Annotated in this window: 14 protein-coding genes; 9 read left to right on the top strand and 5 right to left on the bottom strand. The window is 65.9% G+C overall.

The genetic code is table 11. The annotated features are described in order from the left end of the window. Positions 1-7: 7 nt before the first annotated feature. Positions 8-1,231, bottom strand: coding sequence for an acyltransferase family protein (locus MELE44368_RS00065; protein WP_128106602.1), 1,224 nt, complete (start codon positions 1,229-1,231; stop codon positions 8-10). 286 nt (positions 1,232-1,517) lie between these two features. Between MELE44368_RS00065 and MELE44368_RS00060 the strand changes: the two genes are divergently transcribed. The 6 genes from MELE44368_RS00060 to MELE44368_RS00035 are packed head-to-tail and all read left to right on the top strand — an operon-like array spanning position 1,518 to position 7,667. Continuing rightward, positions 1,518-1,970 carry a Fur family transcriptional regulator gene (locus MELE44368_RS00060; RefSeq protein WP_128106601.1) on the top strand — a complete coding sequence of 151 codons (453 nt, stop codon included), beginning with the start codon at positions 1,518-1,520 and terminating at the stop codon, positions 1,968-1,970. A gap of 33 nt (positions 1,971-2,003) precedes the next feature. Next, positions 2,004-4,235 (top strand): catalase/peroxidase HPI, encoded by a 2,232-nt coding sequence (gene katG, locus MELE44368_RS00055; protein ID WP_128106600.1) that lies wholly within the window; start codon positions 2,004-2,006, stop codon positions 4,233-4,235. A 27-nt stretch (positions 4,236-4,262) separates the two neighbouring features. Next, entirely contained in the window at positions 4,263-5,051 is a 789-nt protein-coding gene (locus MELE44368_RS00050; protein ID WP_128106599.1) for a glutamine amidotransferase, read from the top strand. Then, positions 5,048-6,262 carry an NADH:flavin oxidoreductase/NADH oxidase family protein gene (locus tag MELE44368_RS00045; protein WP_128106598.1) on the top strand — a complete coding sequence of 405 codons (1,215 nt, stop codon included), beginning with the start codon at positions 5,048-5,050 and terminating at the stop codon, positions 6,260-6,262. The genes MELE44368_RS00050 and MELE44368_RS00045 overlap by 4 nt, the downstream gene beginning before the upstream one ends. Before the next feature lie 31 nt (positions 6,263-6,293). Beyond that, a complete protein-coding gene (locus tag MELE44368_RS00040; protein WP_128106597.1) occupies positions 6,294-6,962 on the top strand; it encodes an alpha/beta hydrolase family protein in 669 nt (222 codons plus the stop codon). Between the two features lie 45 nt (positions 6,963-7,007). Continuing rightward, positions 7,008-7,667 carry an MBL fold metallo-hydrolase gene (locus MELE44368_RS00035; protein WP_128106596.1) on the top strand — a complete coding sequence of 220 codons (660 nt, stop codon included), beginning with the start codon at positions 7,008-7,010 and terminating at the stop codon, positions 7,665-7,667. 88 nt (positions 7,668-7,755) lie between these two features. Here MELE44368_RS00035 and MELE44368_RS00030 read toward each other — a convergent pair whose 3' ends face one another. The 4 genes from MELE44368_RS00030 to MELE44368_RS27585 all read right to left on the bottom strand — a co-directional run bounded on the left by MELE44368_RS00030 (position 7,756) and on the right by MELE44368_RS27585 (position 19,136). Beyond that, positions 7,756-8,430, bottom strand: coding sequence for a DUF899 domain-containing protein (locus tag MELE44368_RS00030; RefSeq protein WP_128106595.1), 675 nt, complete (start codon positions 8,428-8,430; stop codon positions 7,756-7,758). Positions 8,431-8,457: 27 nt separating this feature from the next. Next, a complete protein-coding gene (locus tag MELE44368_RS00025) occupies positions 8,458-9,234 on the bottom strand; it encodes an ArsR/SmtB family transcription factor (RefSeq protein WP_128106977.1) in 777 nt (258 codons plus the stop codon). Between the two features lie 78 nt (positions 9,235-9,312). After that, complete coding sequence (locus tag MELE44368_RS27590; RefSeq protein ID WP_441338875.1) at positions 9,313-13,536, bottom strand: hypothetical protein; 4,224 nt, start codon at positions 13,534-13,536, stop codon at positions 9,313-9,315. Then, entirely contained in the window at positions 13,533-19,136 is a 5,604-nt protein-coding gene (locus tag MELE44368_RS27585) for an ATP-binding protein (protein ID WP_441338874.1), read from the bottom strand. The genes MELE44368_RS27590 and MELE44368_RS27585 overlap by 4 nt, the downstream gene beginning before the upstream one ends. A gap of 123 nt (positions 19,137-19,259) precedes the next feature. On the opposite strand from MELE44368_RS27585, the gene MELE44368_RS00015 reads away from it, so the two are divergent. From MELE44368_RS00015 to yaaA, 3 genes are all read left to right on the top strand, one after another. Continuing rightward, positions 19,260-20,396: an alkaline phosphatase family protein gene (locus MELE44368_RS00015; RefSeq protein WP_164889987.1), complete on the top strand. Its 1,137-nt coding sequence runs from the start codon at positions 19,260-19,262 to the stop codon at positions 20,394-20,396. Between the two features lie 243 nt (positions 20,397-20,639). Beyond that, the gene (locus MELE44368_RS00010) at positions 20,640-21,278 is read left to right on the top strand and encodes an NlpC/P60 family protein (RefSeq protein ID WP_128106594.1); all 639 of its coding nucleotides are present in this window, start codon (positions 20,640-20,642) and stop codon (positions 21,276-21,278) included. Positions 21,279-21,309: 31 nt separating this feature from the next. Beyond that, positions 21,310-22,056, top strand: a complete 747-nt coding sequence (gene yaaA, locus MELE44368_RS00005) for a peroxide stress protein YaaA (protein ID WP_128106593.1) — start codon at positions 21,310-21,312, stop codon at positions 22,054-22,056. Positions 22,057-22,122 lie beyond the last annotated feature (66 nt).

Here is a 22,122-nt window from a genome sequence, read left to right as displayed (position 1 = left end):
ACCTTGATCACACCGCGCGGGCGGAAACCGTCTTGGCCCGCTCTTCGCGCTGCACGTGGATCGGTGCGAGCTTGCCGGGCGCCGAATCCCTGCGCGCCCGCTCGTTGTCCTTCATCATGCTTCGCATCCACCGGCGGGCAGGTTCCTCGACGAGATGGTAGAGCAGCACCGCGCCGGCGAACGCGACGCCGATGATGGCGAGCATGGTCAGCTTGCCGCTGAGGTCGGCGTGCAGGCGCAGCTCGAACTGATCGACCATCCAGTTCCATGTGGTGTGTACCAGCTCGTGCACCATGTAGAGACTGAACGAGATGCGCCCGAGGTAGACCATCGGCCCGATCGACAGCAGCCCCGGCAGGGTGCCCGCGCCGACCGCCAGCGTCAACACCAACGGCACGAACAGCACGTCGACCAGCCCGTTGGAATCGGGGATCTTGGCCAGCGGGTGGGCGTCCAACAGATAGAGGCTGCCGACGATCGTGCCGGCCAGCAGCACGGCCCCGTACCCGGCGAGGCGGCGCGTCCGCTCCGAGGGTTGCAGCTTGACGACGGCGGCGCACAGCAGTGCGCCCGCGGTGAACTGCATGACGATCCGCGGCAGCCAGCTCCAGGGCGTATAGAACTGGCCCGTTGCCAACAGCAGCAGGATCGGCGGCATCGCGGCGGCGATCGCCAGTAGGAACAGGCCGCGGGCCCTGGTCGACCGGGCGATGCGGAAGACGATCAGCACCAGGCCCGCGAACAGCAGGTAGGCCAGCCACTCGGCGCTGATCGACCAAGCCGGACCGTCCCAGCTCGAACCATCGAAGAACGGCTGGAACCACAGCTGCACGAGCAGGAACTGACGGATGTAGTTGATCGCCGTGAGCGACTCGGCAGCGGGCGACGGCACATGCCCGATGTTGAGCGTGAAGATGATCCACAGCGCGGCCAGGTGCATGGTCACCAGGTACACCGGCCACACCCGGGCCAACCGGAGCCACAGGAAGTGCAGCGTCGACCGCAATGACCACGTCTGCCCCATGCGGTCCAGGTAGTTGTAGGTCAGTACGAAGCCGCTGAGGATGAAGAACAGATCGACGCCCTGGGCGCCGCAGTCGAGCAGGGGCGCCAGCGCCGTCCGGAATCCGGGCGCGGCCTGCTCGAGCAGCGGACGGAAGTGAAACAGCACCACCCATACGGCAGCGACGATGCGCAGACCAGACAGGGCTCTGATCTCTCCGCTGCGCACAAGACTCTCTTCGCGAGGACGGGCGGGTGTTCATTCGAGCGATTGGCTGCCGGTCGGCGCCTCCCCCGCGCCACCGGACAGCAGCTTCGCAGGGTACCAGCGCCGGGGTCGTGATCGCGGCACCGGAAACCGGTGCGGCGACCGCGGTGAAGGCGAAAATCGTTGGTAACCGGGTGCTTTGACGACACCAGCAATCAGTGTTCGGTGCGGCGTTGCGCGCCGCCGCGGCGCGACTCCCCGCAGATCAACTCTTGACTCATTCCAGATACGGCGGCATATTGGGTGAGTGTCCTCTACCTCGGATTACGCCGATCAGCTCCGGAGGGCCGGACTGCGCGTAACCCGCCCGCGGTTGGCGGTTCTCGAGGCGGTGTATGCGCGTCCACACGCCGACACCGAGACGATCTTCGGCGCCGTCCGCGAGTTGTTGCCGGATGTGTCACGGCAGGCCGTGTACGACGTGCTCGCCGCGCTGACGAGCGCGGGGCTGGTGCGCAAGATTCAGCCCTCCGGGTCTGTCGCGCGTTACGAGTCGCGGGTCGGCGACAACCACCATCACATCGTGTGCCGGTCCTGCGGCGTCATCACCGACGTCGACTGTGCGGTCGGCGACGCACCCTGTCTCACGCCGTCTGACGACGGCACGCTCGACGGCTTCGTTCTCGACGAAGCGGAAGTCATCTACTGGGGTCTGTGCCCTGAATGCTCGATATCACATGTTTCCCGATCACAACCGTGATCACAGCCCGATAACCCCACCGGAAGGAATGTTGTGACATCCGACGCTCGCCCGCCTCATTCAGCGGACAAGACTCAAAGCACCAGCGAAAGTGAAAACCCGGCGATCCCATCGCCCACGCCGAAGGCCGGCGCTCCGCTTCGTAACCAGGACTGGTGGCCCAACCAGGTCGACGTCTCGGTATTGCACGCTCAGACGGAGAAGGCCAACCCGCTGGGAGCAGATTTCAACTATCGCGAGGAAGTCAAGAAGCTCGACTTCGACGCGCTCAAACGCGACATCGCCGAGGTGCTGAAGACCTCGCAGGACTGGTGGCCCGCCGACTACGGCCATTACGGCGGCCTGATGATCCGGATGAGCTGGCATTCCGCCGGCACCTACCGCATCCACGACGGCCGCGGCGGCGGCGGGCAGGGCGCCCAGCGCTTCGCGCCGATCAACAGCTGGCCCGACAACGCCAACCTGGACAAGGCCCGCCGGCTGCTGTGGCCGATCAAGCAGAAGTACGGTCGCAAGCTGTCCTGGGCCGACCTGCTGGTGCTGGCCGGCAACGTCGCGCTCGAGGACATGGGCTTCAAGACCGCCGGCTTCGCGTTCGGCCGCGAGGACATCTGGGAGCCCGAGGAGACCCTGTGGGGCTTTGAGGACACCTGGCTGGGCACCGACAAGCGCTACTCAGGTGAGCGTCAACTGGCCGAACCGTTCGGCGCGACCACCATGGGCCTGATCTACGTCAACCCGGAGGGCCCGGAAGGCGAACCGGATCCGATCAAGGCGGCAATCGACATCCGCGAGACGTTCGGCCGCATGGCGATGAACGACGAGGAGACCGCCGCGCTGATCGTCGGCGGCCACACGTTCGGCAAGACCCACGGCGCCGGCGACGCCGACCTCGTCGGCCCCGAACCCGAGGCCGCGCCGATCGAGCAGCAGCAGCTTGGTTGGAAGAGCTCATTCGGCACCGGCAAGGGCCCGGACCAGATCACCAGCGGTCTCGAGGTGGTCTGGACCCCGACGCCGACCAAGTGGGACAACACCTTCCTCGAGACGCTGTACGGCTACGAGTGGGAGCTCACCAAGAGCCCGGCGGGCGCCTGGCAGTACGTCGCCAAGGACGCCGAAGAGGTCATCCCCGACCCCTTCGACCCCAACAAGAAGCGCAAGCCCACCATGCTGGTCACCGACCTGTCGATGCGGGAAAGCCCGATCTACGCCGATATCACCCGGCGGTGGCTGGACCATCCCGAGGAGCTGGCCGACGCCTTCGCCAAGGCGTGGTTCAAGCTGCTGCACCGCGACATGGGTCCGGTGTCGCGCTACATCGGGCCGTGGGTGCCGAACGAGACCTGGGTCTGGCAGGACCCGGTGCCTGCCGTGGACCATCCGCTGGTCGACGATGCCGACGTCGCGTCGTTGAAGGCTAAGGTTCTCGAGTCGGGCCTGTCGGGCACGCAGCTGATCAAGACGGCGTGGGCGGCGGCGGCGAGCTTCCGCGGCACCGACAAGCGCGGCGGTGCCAACGGTGCGCGCATCCGCCTGGAACCGCAGAAGAACTGGGAGGTCAACGAGCCCGCCGAGCTGGCGAAGGTGCTGCCCGTGCTCGAGAAGATCCAGCAGGACTTCAACGGCTCGGCATCCGGCGGCAAGAAGATCTCGCTGGCCGATCTGATCGTGCTGGCCGGTTCCGCGGCGGTCGAGAAGGCGGCCAAGGACGCCGGGTTCGACGTCACGGTGCCGTTCGCGCCGGGACGCACGGACGCCTCGCAGGAGCAGACCGACGTCGAGTCGTTCGCGGTGCTGGAGCCGCGGGCCGACGGGTTCCGCAACTACATCCGGCCCAACGAGAAGACGCAGGTCGAGCGGCTGCTCGTGGACCGGGCGTACATGCTCAACCTGACCGCGCCGGAGATGACGGTGCTGGTCGGCGGGCTCCGTGCGCTGGGCGCCAACTACGGCGGCACCAAGCACGGGGTGCTGACCGACCAGCCGGGCAAGCTGACGAACGACTTCTTCGTCAACCTGCTCGACATGCGGTACGAGTGGAAGGGCTCGACGGCCGAGAACGTCTACGAGGGTGTGGACCGCGACAGCGGGCAGACCAAGTGGACCGCGACCGCCAACGACCTGGTGTTCGGCCACAACTCGCAACTGCGGGCGCTGGCCGAGGTGTACGCACAGGAGGATTGCAAGCAGAAGTTCGTCGACGACTTCGTGGCCGCCTGGGCGAAGGTGATGAACAACGATCGGTTCGACCTGCACCAGTAACACCGGTGCCTGACCGACAATAGACGGGTGCGACACCCCGCGGGCTCATCCGGCTCGCGGGGTGTCGTGCGTTCTGGACAGCGTCCTTTTCTGTTGCTGTCCGTCCGCGGTGAAGACGAAGCCGCCGACGACGAATACCTCGCGATGATGCGGTTCGGCGGCCTGGACACCACCAGCCTGCGTCGAATCCGGTTGACTCACCGCCCGATGGGACCGGTCGACCTCGCCGACTGGTCCGGCGTCATCCTGGGTGGCGGGCCGTACAACATCAGCGACCCGGCCGACACCAAATTCCCCGAGCAGCGACGCGCTGAGTCGGAGTTGCTGGCGCTGATCGAGCGCATGGTCGAACAGGACTTTCCGTTTCTCGGATGTTGTTACGGTGTCGGCACGCTCGGCACCGTGATCGGGGCAACCGTCGACCGGACGTATACCGAACCGGTCGGCGGGGTGCGCGTCAGCGTCACCGCGGCCGGCCGCGACGACCCGTTGTTCGCCGATCTGCCCGATGCCTTCGACGCGTACGGCGGGCACAAAGAGGCGGCCACCGATCTCCCGCCGGGCGTGCCGTGTCTGGCGTCCTCGCCGGACTGTCCCGTGCAGGCATTCCGCGTCGGCGAGAACGTCTACGCCACACAGTTTCATCCCGAACTCGACATCCACGGCATCCACACCCGCATCACCGTCTACAAGAACCACGGCTACTTCGCACCGGAATCCGCAGAGGAATTGAAAAAAGCTGCGCGGCAATGGGATGTGCGGCATCCTCAGACGATCCTGCGACGGTTCGTCGAGAGGTACACTCGACCGGCATGACGCTCGCAAAGCCACTCGAATTGCCCTGCGGTGCAATGCTGCCCAACCGCATCGCGAAGGCGGCGATGAGCGAACAACTGGCCACCGTCACAGGTCGGCCCACGCCTGCGCACGTGCGGCTGTATGACACCTGGGCGCGCAGCGGATGCGGGCTGATCGTCACCGGGAACGTGATCGTCGACCGAAGCGCGGTCTCCGAGCCGCGTCAGGTCGTGCTCGAGGACGAGCGCGACATCGAGATGTTACGGACCTGGGCAACCGCCGCGCGGGCTGACGGGGCGCACTGCTGGATGCAGCTCAACCATGCGGGCCGCCAGATTCCGCGCACACTGTCCGGGCGCCCGGTGGCGCCGTCCGCGCAGGAGATGACGACGCTGCGCGGCGGGTTCGCCCCGCCACGAACGTTGGCCGCATCTGAAATCGAGGAGCTGATACAGCGTTTCGCACGCAGCGCGGAGATCGCGGTGCGCGCCGGATTCGACGGCGTGCAGATCCATGCGGCCCACGGCTACCTGATCTCGCAGTTCCTGTCGCCCCTCACCAACCAGCGCGACGACGCATGGGGTGGCGACCCCGAACGGCGCAGGCGCTTCCTGCTGGCCGTCATCGATGCGGTCCGTGGTGCGGTCGGACCGAAGGTGCCGGTGGCGGTCAAGCTCAACAGCTCGGACTTCCAGCGCGGCGGCTTCGACGAAGACGAGTCGATGGCCGTTGTGGACAGCCTCGGCGATGCCGGTGTCGACCTGCTCGAGATATCGGGCGGCACATTCGAGTCGACGGCGATGATGACCGGTGCGGGCGAATCGACGCGCGCACGCGAAGCCTACTTTCTCGACTACGCCGAGCGGGTCCGTGCCCGCGCCCGGATGCCGCTGATGCTCACCGGCGGCCTGCGAAGCGCTGCGGGTATGCAGGCGGCGCTGCAGTCGGGTGCCATCGACGTCTGTGGGGTGGCCAGACCGCTGGTGCTGGAACCCGATATCGCGCAGCGACTTTTGGCCTCCGACAAGACGGTCAGCAGCGCCGTACCGCGCCGCGGTCGTATCCCCAGGTTGGCCGGAGCCGCCGAAACCATCTGGTACACCGAGCAGATCCGCCGCATCAGCCGGGGTCGCACACCCAAGCCCGGTCGCAGCGTGGAGGCCGCGATGGCGAGGTATCTGCTCGCAAGTACCCGGGACGCCCTGGTGCGTCGCGTGCTCGTTCGTTAGTTATCCGCGTCGGCGGGGAATGCCTGTGCCCATGAACACTGCCGAATACGCCCCGGGCCGACTCGCCGACCTCTGGGGCGAAGACGCACCACGAACGGCCCTGATGTGGCACGGTGCCCAGACCGACGCCCGCTCGACGATGGGTCCGCTGGCGGAACGGCTGACCGGTCACGGCTTCGCGGTGGTGGTGCCCGACTGGAATTCGAACGCCGATGACCGAGGCCGCGCCGATCTGCTGCGGTCGCTCGAGTTCGCGCGGTCACGCAGCGCCGATCCGGATGCGCTGGTGCTCGTCGGATGGTCGCTGGGCGGGCTGGCGGCAGCGGGCGCGACGCTGCACGCCGACCAGCTCGGCGTCCGGTTCGCCCACACCGTGTGCCTGGCCGGCGCGTTCGTCGTGGCCGACCCGATTTCCGGTGAAGCACTGCCCACCGACCTCACGGGGCTGACGCCTTCGCCGTTCACGCTTCTGCACGGGGTCGGCGACCATGTCGTTCCGGTGACGATCAGCCGGGACTTCGCCGAGGTGCTGCGCGCGAACGAGTGGCCCGTCGAGCTGGTGGAACTCGACACCGACCACGCGGCGATCGCCGGTGCGGCGCACGACCCGCTCGCCGATCGCTACATCCCCGCCGAAGACCAGCAGGCGCTGGAGGTCGCGACCGATGTGGCTGCCCGAATCGCCGCCGCCGCTTCGTGATCTGACCCTTGACCTCAACAATGGTTGAGGACGCAGAGTGGGGTCATGGCTACTTCGACACACACACTGACCCAGATTCGCGACGACCTCTTCCAGACCCGAATGGACTCGCCGTTCCCCGGTTTGACCACGCATGCTTATGTGTGGCGGGGGCCGACGGGCAACGTGCTGTTCTACAACCCCGCCAGCGAAGCAGACTTCGAGGCGATCGACGCGCTGGGCGGGGTGAGCGCGCAGTATCTCTCGCATCAAGACGAGGCCGGCCCAAACCTGGCGCGGATCGCCGAGCGGTTCGGCCGTCGGCTACATGCGCCCGCGGCCGAGCTGGCGGTGATCTCGCCGCACGGTCACGTCGACGTGCCGTTGGGCGATGAGCGCCATGTCGATGAGAACGGTGTGGAAGTGCTTCCCACACCGGGACATTCGCCGGGCAGCACCTGCTACCTGGTGACCGGAGTGGACGGGGCGAAATATCTGTTCACCGGCGACACCATGTTTCCCACCAAGGAGGGCACGTGGTCGACGTTCCTGGTGCCCGGTCGCGGTGACGCCGGGGAGCTCCGACGGAGTGTCGAACTACTCGGGACGCTCGAGCCGGACGTCGTGATCTCCAGTGCGTTCGGCGGCGACACGGCGTTCGAAACAGTTGACGCCACACGCTGGGCGGAGTGCGTCGCGCAGGCGCTGGCCAGCGTGCCGTCGTAGCGGGTCTCGCGAATTCTGCACTAGGGCTGTGATTTTCGAGTGATCACGACCCTGGCGTGGAATTCGCTGCTGTCGACAAGGCGCCGGCCTACGACTCACCGGTTCCGGTGTCGTGCCAGATCCACCACTCATAGGGCGCGGTCTGCGGATAACCCTCGGGCGAGTCCTCCCAGGTCTCCTGTCGCCCGAGCGCAGTCATGTCGAGAAGGTTCCAGGTGTTGACGAAGACCTCGTCGCCGCGGCCGTCGATGCGGTAGGTGCGGAACACGCGGCCGTCGTCGTCGCGGATGAACGCGTTGGTGGCGTGGTACTCGTCGCACCCGAAATCCTTGTCGAAGTCGTCGGTGATCGTGAACCACGGGTGGCGCCAACCCATCTTGGACTTCATCCGCTCGAGGTCGGCCTGCGATGCGCGGGAGACATACACGAACGAGGTGTCCCGCGCGTTGAGGTGAGCGAGGTTCGGCACATGGTCGGCCATCAACGAGCAACCCACGCAGCCGTGCTCGGGCCAGTCGCCGGTGCCGGGTTCGATGAACGCGCGGTAGACGATCAGTTGGCGCCGACCGCCGAACAGGTCGAGCAGGCTCACCTTGCCGTCCGGGCCGTCGAATGTGTACTCCTTGTCCACCGGCGTCCAGGGCATCCGGCGCCGCTGCGCGGCCAGTGCATCACGGGCCCGCTGAACCTTTTTCTCTTCGACGAGCATCTCCTCCACAGCGTGCTCCCACTCCTGCGCGGACACGATCGCTGGTGCTTTCATCGCGCTGTCTCCTTTCCTTCTTCGGTGCTATGAGGCTTCGAGTGCCGTCTTCAGGTTGGACAGCTTCCACGGCCAACCCCCGGAGATGAGTTCGCGGACAGTGCTTTCCGGCGGGAAGTCGTCGTGGATGACGGTCAGCTTGACCATGCCGTTCTCGACCGGTTCGATGTCGAACGACACCCGGGACCGCTTTTCGGCCGCCGCCTTTTCGATGGTCTCTTCGTCCAGGCCCACCGCGGTCAGTTCGGGTCCAAACGTGTGGAAGGTGAAGACCAGCCTGCGATGCGGGTCCGACTCCAGGATGACCTGATCGGGGTGCGCGATCTCCAGTCCGGCGGGGTCGGTTATCCAGACGTAGGTTGAGCCCTTCCGCCAATCGGAGACCATGGCGTGTCCCATGTACCGGGTCGAGAAGGTGGGGTCGGTGATCGCCTGCCACAGCCGCTCGGGAGTGGTCCGGATGTAGGTGGTGTAGACGAATTCGGCGCTGCTCATCTGTTCGGTCTCCAATGCCGTTTTGAGGTCTGCAAGGGCGTGTACCCGCGCGCGGTCGTATTGCTTGATCCAGCGGTCGGCGATGGCGTTGATCGGCTCGGCGTTGAGGTAGTGCAGCTTCTCGCGGCCCCGCCACACGACCGTGATGAGGTTGGCGGCTTCGAGCACCGCCAGGTGCTTGCTGACCGACTGCCGCGCCATCGACAGCCCCGCGCACAACTCGCGCAAGGTCTGCCCATTGCGGACGTTCAGGTTGTCGAGCAGCAGGCGCCTGCTGGGGTCGGCGAGCGCCCGGAACACCTCATCCATCGATGTCATCACCTGCTTTACGCAGCCATTTGGCTGCATGTGTGACTATAGGCAGCCGGGCGGCTGCATGTCAATGGTTCAGGCCGTCTCGTCGAGTTCGTCGAATTGTGCCAGGGCCGATTCGAGATCGATCTCGTCGAATAGTTCGCATCGACTGATCCGGTCACCGTCGACGGTCGACAAGGCGATCTCTCGCCACTCGACTTCAAAGCCGTGTGTCGAGGTTGCGCATCCGGTGTAGGTGACGACAGCTCCCCTGCCGTTCAGGCGGTGCACGGCCGTGATGTGGACCCTGAACTGCGGTGAGTCATCCAAGAGTGTTCGGAGGTACGTCTGCAGGTCGCCGGGTGCGAACGCGATCGCGCCCCGCCGGTGGTCAATGCTCACCCAGTCGGGCGTCACGTCGGGTAGCCGATGACTGTTCACGGCCGTGATTGATCCTGCGACCGCCGACCACGTCCGGGCGTGCTCCGCCGCTTCGCCGGCGACATAGCGCGCGTCGAGTTCTGCGAAGGCGCTGTCGGTGTCGTCGACATCGAAAACGACAGTGGATGTCACGATGCGCTGGTCTGCGTCCAGCTCGACGAGTTGGAGTACCTCGGTGTGAAACCGTTGGGCGCGTACACGGTTGACGGCGAGGCGCTGCCCACGTGTAGCGGCCGCCGCCGATGTGATGTCACCCGTCCCGATGTCGACAACCGCACGCATATTCGCGACGAAGGCTTCCCTACCCCGTCGGAACCCGTCATTGATGACACGCCGGCGGTCGTCGGCGAATATGTCAACGGCGAGTAACTCTGCCATCGCGTCCCACTCGCGTGCGGCGCAGTGCATCCAGATCCGCTCGAACATCTTGCTGGCAGCGTTGCCCGCTGGTTCCGAGGGCCGACTGAGCTCATTTAACCGTGCCAGCGCGGCGTCGATGTCTGGCTCTTCGAACACCTCGAGTCGGTTGATGCGGCTACCTTCGAAAGTCAGCAGGACCACCTGCCGCCACTCTGCGTCGAACCCGGTTCCCGAGATCCCCCGAGCCGCCGTGGTGACAACGGCCCCGAGGTGGGTCAGGCGATGGACGGCCTCGATGTCGACTTTGAACTCCTCGCCGAGATCCCACCCGGCACGGATGTATGGGCCCAGGTCACCGGATGCGAATGCCGTCGCACCGCGGTGATCGAGATTGACCCAATCCGGTGTGGTGAGGGGTAGTTCGTGCCGGTTGAGTGCGGCGTAAGCGTCAGTGACTTTTGACCAGGTGTCCGAATAGGCGGCCGCCTCGCCCGCCACGTAACGCGCGTCGAGTTCCCTGACGGCCGCGTCGATGTCGTCAGGATCGAAACGTATCGAGGTACGCACGAGGTTGTCATCGTCAACTTCAGTCAGCGTGAGGTGCTCGCCGGTAATCGGTTGATCCGTTGCCGTGGCATCGCGGTATGTGTCTCGGGTCAGTGAGAGCCGAGCTCCCCTTATGGCAAGCGGCGCGGTTTCCAGCCGCATTCCCTTCGTGATCTCGAACAGCGCGCGCACCACTTCCGGCTGAGCTGTTCCTTCGTCACGTAGACCTTTTCGCCGATCCTCGTAACGGTTGTCGGCGGCCGCGACCGCAAGGAAGCCGTCGACGTCGCGGCGGTTGGTTGCCTCGACGATCCGTGTCCAGGCGAGCGTGGCGGCGTTCACGAGCGGCGTCGTGCGCCGGCTGAGTTCATCGAGTCGCACGAGCGCTGTGTCGATGTCGGCGACGTCGAAGAGTTCGCAGCGGCTGATCATTCCGTCGTCGACCGTCTGCAGGCTGACATCCCGCCATTCCGCCTCGAAACCTATGCGTGAGGTACCCCGCGTTACGTGGGTCATCACCGCCCCGGCCTCGGTGAGGCGGTGCACGGCTTCGATGTAGATGCAGATGTCGGAGGTGTCGTCCCACGATGCGCCGAGGAAAGCGATCAGATCCCCTGGCGCGAATGCGCTTCCATGCCGGTGATCGATGTTCACCCAGTCCTGGGTCACTCGGGGTAGCTCACGGTTGGTGACCGCGTTGAATGAGCTCACGATCACCGACCATGTCGACGCATACTCCCCCGCTTCGCCTGCGAGGTAGCGGATCTCGAGTTCGGCGAATGCCGCGTCGACGTCATCGGCATCGAAAAGCAGCGAACGGCTGACCAAGCCGCCGTCATCAACTTCGGTGAGCGTCAGATGCTCGGCCGTGATCGGCTGGTCGGGCTCCGTGGTATCGCGGAAAATGTCGCGGGTCAGCGCTAAGCGCGATCCTCTTGTCGCAAGGGGGACGACCTCGAGTATCCAGCCTGCCGGAACCTTGTTCAACCCGTATGTCACCCTGTGCAATTCGGTTCCCCGAGCCTCGTGACGCAGACCCTTACGCCGATCCTCATAGTGTCCGTCAGCCGTGCCGAGTGCGATCACCCCATCGAAGTCGCGGCGGTTCAACGCGGCGGCGACCAAGAGCCGGCTGTGGATCGCTTTGTTCTCGAGCTGCGATGCCCTTCTGGTGAGCTCGTCGAATCTCGCGAGCGCCGCGTCCAGGTCTGTCTCATCGAACAGCTCCACCCGACTGAGCAACTCGCCGTCGAACATGACAAGACAAATGAGGCGCCACTCGGCGTTGAAGCCGCCCTGAGACGTTCCCGTTGCGACTCGCGTAAGGACTGCTCCCTGATCGTTCAGTCGGTGCACAACTTCAATGTGATTGGAGATGTTCGGTGCGAGCTCCCACGAGGTTTGGACATATGCGAACAGTTCACCCGGCGCGATTGAGGTCATCCGCCGGTGATCGATATTCACCCAGTCAGGTGTGGTTGCGGGCAGCTCGTGCCTGTTGAATGCGGCGTAGGCATCCGCGATCACCGACCACGTCCGGGCGTGCGCGGCGGCTTCGCCGGCGAGGTAACGTGCGTCGAGTTCAGCAACGGCTGCCTCGATGTCGGTGAGATCGAACATGACGAGCGCGTGGAGTCTCTCGTCTGTATCGATCTCCAAAACGCCCAGCCACTCGTTGTGAAACGCCTCGGAGTGGTCGTCCTGGCGCGACCAATGGACGCGCGCGAGGGCCAGGCGTGGACCGCGGGTCGCAATCGTGGCCATGGCCATGTCGGTGAACCCGACTTCGGCGGCCGCCTGCAAGTCTTCGATCTCGGCGTGCGGACCGTGGCGTACACCGGCGTTCACGGTCCGCCGCCGATCGTCAAGGAGAAAGTTGTCAGTGAAGAGCTGGCGCATGGCGTCCCAGTCGCGGGCCGCGAAACATTCCCTGAAGCGCTCGTACACCTGGTGTGCCGCGTATTCCGGCAGGGATGCCGAACGCTCGAGTTCGTCGAATGTCGCGAGCGCGGCGTCGATGTCGGCCTCATCGAAGAGTTCGCAGCGGCTGACCGTATCACCGTCGACTTTGACAAGATGAACGTCGCGCCACTCGGCGTCGAAGCCTTCTCGCGAGAGCCCGTGCGCGACATGTGTGACAACCGCTCCGACATCGCTGAGTCGATGTACGTCCGCTATGTAGATCTTGGTGTCGGGCGAATCGTCCCATGCGGCTTGGAGGTACGCCGCCATCTCGCCGGGGGCGAAGGCCGCTCCGCGACGATGGTCGACGTTTTCCCATTCTGGTGTCGTCGCGGCGATCTCTCGCCGGTTGAAGGCGGTGTAGGCGCTGACGATCACTGACCACGTCCGGGCGTGGGGGGCCGCTTCGCCGGCGAGGTAACGCGCGTCGAGTTCCTCGAACGCGGCGTCGATGTCGTCCGGGTCGAACGTGACAACCGTTACGATCCGGTCGTCGGCGTCGATTTCCACGATCTGCAGAAGATCGACGCGGAACGCATCGGGATCGTCATCACCGAGCACGTATCGGACACGAGTGAGGACGAGGCGTTCTTCTCGGATCGCGACGGGGTCTGATATCGCTTGTGGGCCGCCGAGTTCGACGGTCGCACGTAGAGCTTCAACGAAGGCGTCCCGGCCATGAAGGCCGGCGTTCACCACCCGACGGCGGTCGTCGCCGTGAAAGTTGTCGGCGACTTTGTCCGCCACTATGGCCCAGTCGCGTGTTGCGTAGGCGGCAAGCAAGCGGTCACCCACGCGGCAGGCCGCATTCTCCAGTCGCGGTACCGGTCGACTGAGTTCATCGAAGCGAGCCAGCGCGGCGTCGAGGTCATCGGCATCGAATAGCTCGCAACGGTCGATCAACTGCCCGTCGATTGTGACAACGATGATGACCTGCCACTCCGCGTCGAAGCCTTCGGTGGTCGTTCCGTACCCGGCGTGAGTCAGGACCGCTCCGTTTTGGGTCATCCGATGGACCCGCTTGATGTACATGCGGCCGTGCGACATGGCAGCCCAGGAGTCCCGGAGGTATGTTGCCATGGCGCCCGACTGAATCGTCGCGATCCGACGACGATCTTGGTCCGCCCAACCCGGTGTTGCGGGCGGGAGTTCGTGCCGGTTGAGTGCCTCGTAAGCCTGTGTGAGGACTGACCACGTCTCGGCGTACGGTGCCGCCTCCCGACGGCGTACCTTTCATTCAGCTCGGCGATGGCGGCATCGATGTCGTCGACATCGAACGCCACAATTGCGGCGATCCGCTCATCGGAATCGACCTCCACCAAATGCAGAACATGGACCTCAAATGCGCCCGGCTGTTCGTCGCTTACCCCGTAGTGGACGTGCGCCAGAGCCAGGTGCTCTCCGCGGATCGCTATCGTGGTTGGCGACGCCGCACTGATCCCGAACTCAAGTCCCACACGGTGACTTTCGATGAGAGCGTCCGGCTCACGAATATCGAGTTTCACGACCGATCGACGGTCGTGCCCGTGGAAGTCGTCGGCAAACAGGCTTGCCATGGCGACCCAGTCCCGGTCTGCGAACGACTCGAATAGTCGTTCAAGCACCCGGGCCGCCGTGTTCTCCACGACCTGCGGCGGTCGGCTGAGTTCGTCGAAGCGCGCAAGCGCGGCGTCGAGATCTGCCTCGTCGAACACTTCGGCACGGCTGACGAGGCCGCCGTCGACCGTCACCAGGTCGACACCCCGCCACTCCGCGTTGAACCCGATGTGCGACGTTCCATGTGCTGTCCAGGTGACAACGGCGCCGAGTTCGTTGATTCGATGCACTGACTCGACGTAGACGTTGATGCCCTCGTCGAAATCCCACCCGGCGCTGATCACATCCGTTGTCATCGACGGCAGTTGGCGCCGATTGTGCGCGACGAACATAGCCGCGATCGTCGACCACGTGCCTGAATGCTCGGCCGCTTCGCCTGCGGCGTATCGAGTGTCGAGTTCGGCGAAGGCAGCATCGAGATCGTCGGGCGCCAAGTCGATCTTGGCGACGATCAACGCGTCAGCGCCGACTTCGGTGATCTCGAGTGCTTCGGCCCAGAAGGGGGCGCTTCCTGCGGCGGGCTTTTCAAAACGCATGTGGCTGAGGCAGAGACGATCGCCTCGCAGTGCGATCGTCGTCTTGGTGATGTTGGCGCCTAAGGCTGCGATCGCGCGAACATCTTCGACCATCGTTTCGCGGCCGCTGGTCACGCTGCGAAGACCCTGCCGCCGGTCGTCGAGCTGCATGTTCTCCGCGAACAGTGCACCGGCCTCGTCCAGGCGATTGTCGACATAGAGACCGATCAACCGATCATCGACGCGAGTCGCGGTGTTCTCGAGCGGTACTTGCCGTTCTGTCGCCTGGAACCGGGTGTGCAAAACGTCGAGTTCGGCGACAGCAGCGTCCATGTCGTCGGTGTCGAACCACACGGACAGCGCTATGCGGCCCACTTCATCGACGGCGAACAGTTGGAGCATCTCGTCCCGCGGTGCCCCTGGGGTCTGGTCGGAAGTGCGCAGCTCTACTCGGGTCAGTGCGACGCGGTCACCTCGCGTGGCAACAATCACGCGACGGTGTCGGCGCGGTAACAGTTCGCGGTAGCGACTGGTTTCGCGCTGAGGGACGGACCGTAGTTCGACACGGGGAAAGCCGACGATCTTCCGTCGGCTCTCAATGGAGATGCCTTGTGACACCAGCCGGTCGACTTCGTCCCAGGCTCCCTCAGCGATCGCGGCATCCAGCCGGGCAAGCGCACGCACGCAGGCGTTGTCTAGCGCGACGGTCGTGGTGTCCGCAGAAGTCGGTGCTGTCGGAGGTTGCGCGCCGAAGGCGGTCCGGGCCTTCTCCGCAAGTGCCGCGGCGCCTTTGCGTTCATATAGCTCCAGCGCTTCCTGTGCGGCCGCTCGTGCCCCCGAGACATCGCCGGCCGCTCCCAGTACTGTCGCCAGCGCCAGGCACGCGTCGCCGTGATCGACAAGAGCATCGGTGCGGCCGGCCAACGCGACCGCTTCCTCGGCCACCCGGCGTGCCTCGTCGTGGGCACCGCTGTGCGCCAGCAACTGTGCTCGCACACTGCGCCAGGCGATCGACGGCTTCAGCGCGTGGCCGGCGAGACGTTCACTCTCCGTGCATAGTTCGTCGGCTTCGGCGGCTCTGTCCAGTGCGAGGCATGCGCGGGCCAGCAACGCGGCGCTCTCGGCCGTGTCGGCATCGAGGCGCATCCGCCGAAAGCCGTCGTAGGCCCGGCGCAGATACGGCTCGGCTGCCGCGGGGTCGTCGGTGACCAGTTCGACGATGCCCGCGAACTGGTCAACTTCCAACAATGCGTGTCGCATACCGAGTTCGGTCAGCGTCCGTCGTGCCGACTCGATCAGGTGACGGCCCGCCGCAGCGCGTCCGCGAAACGCGTCCAGCACCCCCTGGCACCTGGTCGACGTCGCCTCCACGACCGGCGAACCCGTCGTGATCCGCAGCAGCCGAACCACGTCCAGACACCGCCCGCCCGCGCGCGGAACCGGATTGGGGCCCCAGAGCGCGGCCAATGGAGCACCGGCCAGCACCGCGTTGACCCGCCGGTGCTCGCCCGAGCGTCGCGCTGCCGTGAGAGCCTGGTCCAACGCGGATTCGCAGTCGGCAACTCGCCCTAGGCGAGCTAGGCATCCGGCCCGTACCGTGTGAGCGTTCGCCTCGCCGGCGGCGTCGTCCAGTCCGGCCAGCGTTTCGGCGGCCAAGGCGACTGCCGATTCGATCTCGTCCAGACGCTCCGGGTCGGTCAGCATCGAGACCTGACCATCGAAGCTGGTCCCCCACGCCGCCAGCCGCGCGGAATCGCCTGCGGCCTGCTGCAGTTGGGCGACTGCCCCCTTCGCCGACACCACATCACCGGCGGCGAGCAGTGCTTCACAGCGAGCAATGAGCAGTTCGGCTTGCAAATCGTCGCGGTCGGGCAGCTCGTCGTCGAGCTCATCGAGTGCGTGTAATGCTCTGTCGTAATGATCGGCGGCGCTTTCGTAAGCCAGCCGCGCCATCGCCTGGTCCGCTGCCCGTCGGCAGTAGTGGACAGCCTTGGCCGCATTGCCCGCCCACGCGCATTCGAAGTAGTGATAGGCGAGTTCGTCAAGGAGGTCCTCGTCGGCGCCGGGTTCGGCCTCGAGCGTTGCGGCGATGTGCTGATGCAGCCGCATGCGCCGCACCGACGGAAGCTCGGCGAGCAAACCCTGCCGCACGAGGGCATGGTTGAACCGGTAGCGGCCGCCCTGCTCTTCGATGACGATGCCGGCTTTGCACGCTTCGTCGAACGCGTCGACGAGGTCCTGATCCATCACCCGCTCGACGAGGTCGATGGCGAATCTGCTGCCCACGACCGCGGCCGCGGCCAGTGCCTTGTTGGTCTCGGACTGAAGACGAGAAAGCCTGCGACTCACAGCCTCCCGGACACCTTGCGGCAAGGTGCTGGGATCCCAATGGCCGCCGCTCTCGTCGACGTGACGTAGTGCCTCGATGAGGAAGAACGGGTTTCCGCCTGTGACCGACGCCAATGCCTGGGCTAGCTCCTCGTCGTAGCCGGCCTCGACGACATATTCGGTGACCTCGTCTTCGTCGAGTCCCCCGAGCGCGAGGCGATCGGCGGAGCCGTCACGGTGAAGGTCGGCGAGCATCGCGGCCAGTGGATGGGAGCGGTCGAGGTCGGTGCTGCGGTACGTGCCGACAATCTGGACACGAGCGTGCTCGCCGAACCGCAGCAGATGGCGCATCAGCAGCAGGGTCGGTTTGGCGGCCCAGTGCAGATCGTCGAGGACCACGACGATGGGCGCGGCGGCGGAGGCGATTCCCAGCAGCCCGACCACTGCGTCGAAGAGCGCATAGCGTTCGGTGTCCGGGTCGGCGTGGTGCGGCGCCGCCAAATCGGGCAACGCATCGGTGAGCCGCGGAACCAGCGGAAGCAGAGCCTCGACGCCGCGTAGCCCGCGCAAGCGGTCGGTGCCGAGGGACGGAACCAGCGACCGAAGCGCTTCGGCGAACGGCTGGTACGGCGCACCCAGATCCTCGTCGCACCGGCCGTAGAGCACGACGGCGCCCTGCTCGTAGGCCTGGCGTGACCACTCGCCGGCGAGTCGCGTCTTGCCGACACCCGGTTCTCCGGCGATCAGCACGGCGCGCGTGCCTGCGGCGAGCGTCACCTGCCATGAGCTCAGAAGTCGACCGAGCTCGTGACCACGCCCGACGAACGGGCCGCGGCCGGCCAGTACGGCAGGCAGCGCTGGGCGTTCGAAGGGCTCTTCGGATGTCACCGAGGGAGATTCGTCGGCCTGCAGACGAAGTTCGAACACGTGCTCCGGGCGCGCGAGGTTGCGCAGCTGGCGCGTCCCGAGATCGGCCAGCACAACGTCCTCGGGGAGCGAGTCGATGACCAGTTCGGCGGTGGCCCCCGAACACAGGATCTGGTCGCCGGTCGCAAGGGAACGCAGCCGGGCGGCGCGGTTGACCGCTCGACCGAAGTAGTCGCCGTCGCGAAGCTCGACCTCGCCGGTGTGCAGCGCGACGCGAACACGCATGGGCTGCGCGAGATTCCAGGGCTCCAGGCGAATCGCTTCCTGCAGATCGACAGCAGCCATCGCGGCCCCGGAAGGCCGGTCGAAGACCGAGAACGTCGCATCTCCTTCGCCGCGGGTCTTGATCAGCCGCCCTCCGCGGGAGGTGACGACCTGCTCGACGATCTCGTCGTGCCGCGCCAACGCGACCGCCATCGCCTCCGCGTCAGCCTCCCACGCCGCCGTCGACCCCTCGATGTCGGTGAGCAGGAAGGTCACCGCACGTGTCACTGAAAGCTGCGGTGCCACAGGAACTTCCAGTGCGCTGTCCTGCGCGACGATCGCGGCTTCCAAGCGGCGAAGATCCGGGCCGGGATCGACCCCGAGTTCGTCGGCCAACAGCGATCGAGCCCTCTGATAGGCGCCGAGCGCTTCACCCTGCCTGCCCGCTCGGTAAAGGGCGAGCATCAACTGACCCCAGCGCCTTTCGCGCAGCGGCGCTTCGGCGACGGCCGCTTCGAGCTCACCGATGATCTCGGCGGCCCGCCCCGTCGCAAGCACCGCGTCGGCGCGATCCTCCACCAGCGAGGCGTGGCCTTCGAGCCAGCGTGTCTTCTCGGACGCTCCACGTGGGCCGTCGGGCAGTTCGGGAACGCCGCGCCAGAGCGCCAACGCCTTGTCAAAATGCGCGACAGCTTGGCCGGCATCTCCGGCGGCGATGGCGTCGCGCCCTTTCCTGATCGCCGCCTTGTACCGGGTGGCATCGACCTCCGCCGTGCACAGCGTCCAACCGGCGCCCTCCGTGACGATGAACCCGTCGCCCAGGGCACGCCGAAGTGAAGAGATATGAGTCTGCAGGGCCTTCGCGGCGGTGCGGGGCGGCTCGTCGCCCCACAGCAACTCGAGGAGCACGTCTGCGGACACGACCGTGCCGCCGTGCAATCCGAGCATCGTGAGGACGGCGCGAGGCTTCGCGCCCGGGATGGTCACCGGCAGGCCGTACTGCCGGACCTGGAGAGGACCCAGGACCCCCAGCTCCACCTGTTGAAGCGTAATCACCTGAGCATCGTCAGTACGGCGATTCAACAGACGGTCAAGGCCGGGTAAAGGCAGCCGATTGCCTAGTCAAAGACCCTGGCGGGCAGGCTGTGGCAGGCTCGGCTCGTGGACCTGCCGCAGCCCGATCCCGACGTCCCTCACCTGGCCGACGTGGTGCCGTCCGTCCTCGCCGCGATGGGAAGTGAGGGGTTCGACCGCCGGCTCCCGCTGCGCGACGGCATCGCGGGCGCGTGTGTGCTGCTGATCGACGGTCTCGGTGCTGAACTGCTCGACGCCCATGTGGCCGACGCCCCCGTGTTGGCGGGGCTGCGAGGGCAGACGCTGCAGGTTGGGTTTCCGTCGACGACGGTGGCCGGGCTGACGACTTTGGGCACCGGCTGCCGCTCCGGCGAGCACGGCCTGGTCGGCTACTCCTTCCGGCTGCCCGATGTGGGGCTCATCAACCCGCTGCGTTGGAGACCGCACCCGTGGGGGGACGACCTTCGTGGTGACGTGCCACCGGAGGACGTGCAACCGCACCCGACGGTGTTCGAGAGAGCGACGTCCGCCGGTGTCGCGGTCAACATCATCTCCGGCGCGCAGTTCACCAATTCGGGTCTCACTCGTGCGGCGCTGCGCGGCGGACAGTACGTCGGCGTGCATGCTCTCGGCGACCTCGCATCGAAGGTGCGAAAAACTCTGTCCACCAATGGATTCTGCTATGCCTATCACAGCGAGCTCGACCTGCTGGGCCACCTGTACGGGCCTGGCTCACCAGCGTGGCGGATGCAGTTACGCCACGTCGACCGGCTGGTGGAGTCGATTCTCGAGGAGATGCCGCCAGGCGGGTTGCTCGCCGTCGTGGCGGATCACGGCATGGTCAGCGTCGACCCCGACGACATCGTCGACATCGATAACCATAAAGCGCTGATCAACGGTGTAGAGGCCGTGGGCGGTGAGCCGCGGGCCCGGCACGTCTACGTCGACGACGGTGCGCTGGCCGACGTGCTCGCGACCTGGCAGGAGACGTTGGCGGATCGAGCCTGGGTGGTGTCTCGGGACCAGGCGATCGAGGCTGGTTGGTTCGGTGAACGGGTCAGCGATGCGGTCAGGCCGCGCATCGGCGACGTGGTGGCCGCCGCGCGAGGTTCGGCCGCGATGGTTCGGCGTGATGTCGAACCGATGGAGTCCTCGCTGATCGGACATCACGGGTCGCTGACGTTCGCTGAGCAGATGGTGCCTCTTCTGCTCGCGTACGGCTGATCCGATACTGCTCCGGTATCGAATTCATCGGGTATAAAACGACTTTCATTTCTCCTGAACCAGGGACTAATGCAATTGGCTTGAAGGAGCTGCTGATTGGATGCTGGTATTCGATTTTGCTATGTGAAGTCGAAATACTGTTGAACTCAATGCCATTCGTGAACTGCGCAATACACATTGTGGTTTGTGAAGGACATCACAGATTTTGCAGCCCGGCAAATTCCTCTGTTAACGTCCGGCCGCATGTTTGCTATCGCGACGCTGCTGACGCTTGTGAACCAGGTGTCGGGCACGCCGTACGTCACTGGCGGGGACTCTCCCGCCGGTACGGACTGCTCGGGGCTGGTCTCTTGGGTCACGAACGCGGCAACAGGACGACCGATCTACGGCGACCGGTTCCACACCGGGAACATCGAGAACGCGCTGCTCGCACGTGGGTTTCAGTACGGCGCGCAGCCAGGCGCACTGGTGGTCGGCTGGAACAGCGGACACACCGCAGTGACACTGCCCGATGGCACTCCCGTCTCCGCTGGTGAAGGTGGCGGGGTGAAGATCGGTGGTGGAGGCGCATACCAGAAGCAGTTCACCAAGCACATGTTCCTGCCCATGCCGCCCGAACAGCCTGTGGCTCCCGACGCGCCGCCGGCCCCCGTGGTGCTGGTGGGAGCAGAACATCCGGCGCCACCCGGGATGGCGCCACCGCCGCCACCGCCACCCGCGGATCCGTTCGCACCGCCGCCACCGCCACCGGCGCCGGAGATGGCCCCGCCGCCGCCACCGCCGGGCGACCCGTTCGCTCCTCCTCCGCCGCCGCCTCCGGGGACGCCGCCGCCACCTCCCGCGCCCGGCGCACCGCCGGCACCAGGTATGCCGCCGGCCTGACCCCGGCGCTCGCCCAGATAACCTCTGCGGCGTGATCGTCCTACTGCCGCCGTCGGAGACCAAGCGAGCCGGCGGCGACGGACCAGTGCTGCGACTGGAATCGCTGAGCTGTTCCGAGTTGACGCCTGTGCGGACCGCGTTGGTCGATGACCTCGTGGAACTGGCGCGCGACCGCACAGCGTGTCGAAAGGCGCTCGGGCTGTCGGCATCGCAGGATGCCGAGATCGATCGGAACGCCGAGCTCCATACCGCGGCGACCCTGCCGGCGATCCGTCGCTACACCGGGGTGCTGTACGACGCGCTGGACATCGGGTCGCTGCGCGGAACCGCAGCGGCTCGCGCCGGAGACCGCTTGGTCATCGGCTCCGCCCTCTTCGGGCTGTTGCGCGCGGACGACCCGATTCCCGCATACCGGCTGTCGGCGACCTCGAAGCTGCCGGGACGACCGGCGCTCGCCGCACAATGGCGACCACTGTTGGAACCGGTCCTCGCCAAGCTGGCCGAAACCCAATTGGTGGTCGATCTACGCTCCGGCTCCTACGTCTCGCTCGGCAGGCTTGCCGATGCCGTGCGCGTCGACGTCGTCGCCGAAGACTCCGGCGGCACCCGCAAGGCGGTCACCCACTTCAACAAGGCGCACAAAGGCAGACTCGCCCGAATCCTCGCGGCTTCCAGGGCCGAACCCGATGACGCCGGTGGCGTCGCGACGATCGCGCGGCGCGCCCGTATGCGGGTGGAGCGGAAAGGCAACGATCTCACCGTCATCGTGCCTGCCTGAACTGTGGGTCCGAGATTTGATGCTCCTATTGATGTCAAGCGATTTGGAGCCAGGTTCTGTAGGTTT

Source organism: Mycolicibacterium elephantis DSM 44368, assembly GCF_004014805.1.
Classification (GTDB): Bacteria; Actinomycetota; Actinomycetes; order Mycobacteriales; family Mycobacteriaceae; genus Mycobacterium; species Mycobacterium elephantis.
The sequence above is the reverse complement of the archived record's forward strand: the minus strand, read 5'-3'. Positions and strand labels throughout refer to the sequence as shown.

Excerpts from the sequence above, each read along its gene's own strand:
- MELE44368_RS00010 (WP_128106594.1), top strand. The coding sequence starts at position 20,640 with ATGTTTGCTATCGCGACGCTGCTGACGCTTGTGAACCAGGTGTCGGGC.
- MELE44368_RS00030 (WP_128106595.1), bottom strand. The coding sequence starts at position 8,430 with ATGAAAGCACCAGCGATCGTGTCCGCGCAGGAGTGGGAGCACGCTGTG.
- MELE44368_RS00040 (WP_128106597.1), top strand. The coding sequence starts at position 6,294 with ATGAACACTGCCGAATACGCCCCGGGCCGACTCGCCGACCTCTGGGGC.
- MELE44368_RS00025 (WP_128106977.1), bottom strand. The coding sequence starts at position 9,234 with ATGGATGAGGTGTTCCGGGCGCTCGCCGACCCCAGCAGGCGCCTGCTG.
- MELE44368_RS27590 (WP_441338875.1), bottom strand. The coding sequence starts at position 13,536 with ATGACCCAAAACGGAGCGGTCCTGACTCACGCCGGGTACGGAACGACC.
- MELE44368_RS00035 (WP_128106596.1), top strand. The coding sequence starts at position 7,008 with ATGGCTACTTCGACACACACACTGACCCAGATTCGCGACGACCTCTTC.
- MELE44368_RS00045 (WP_128106598.1), top strand. The coding sequence starts at position 5,048 with ATGACGCTCGCAAAGCCACTCGAATTGCCCTGCGGTGCAATGCTGCCC.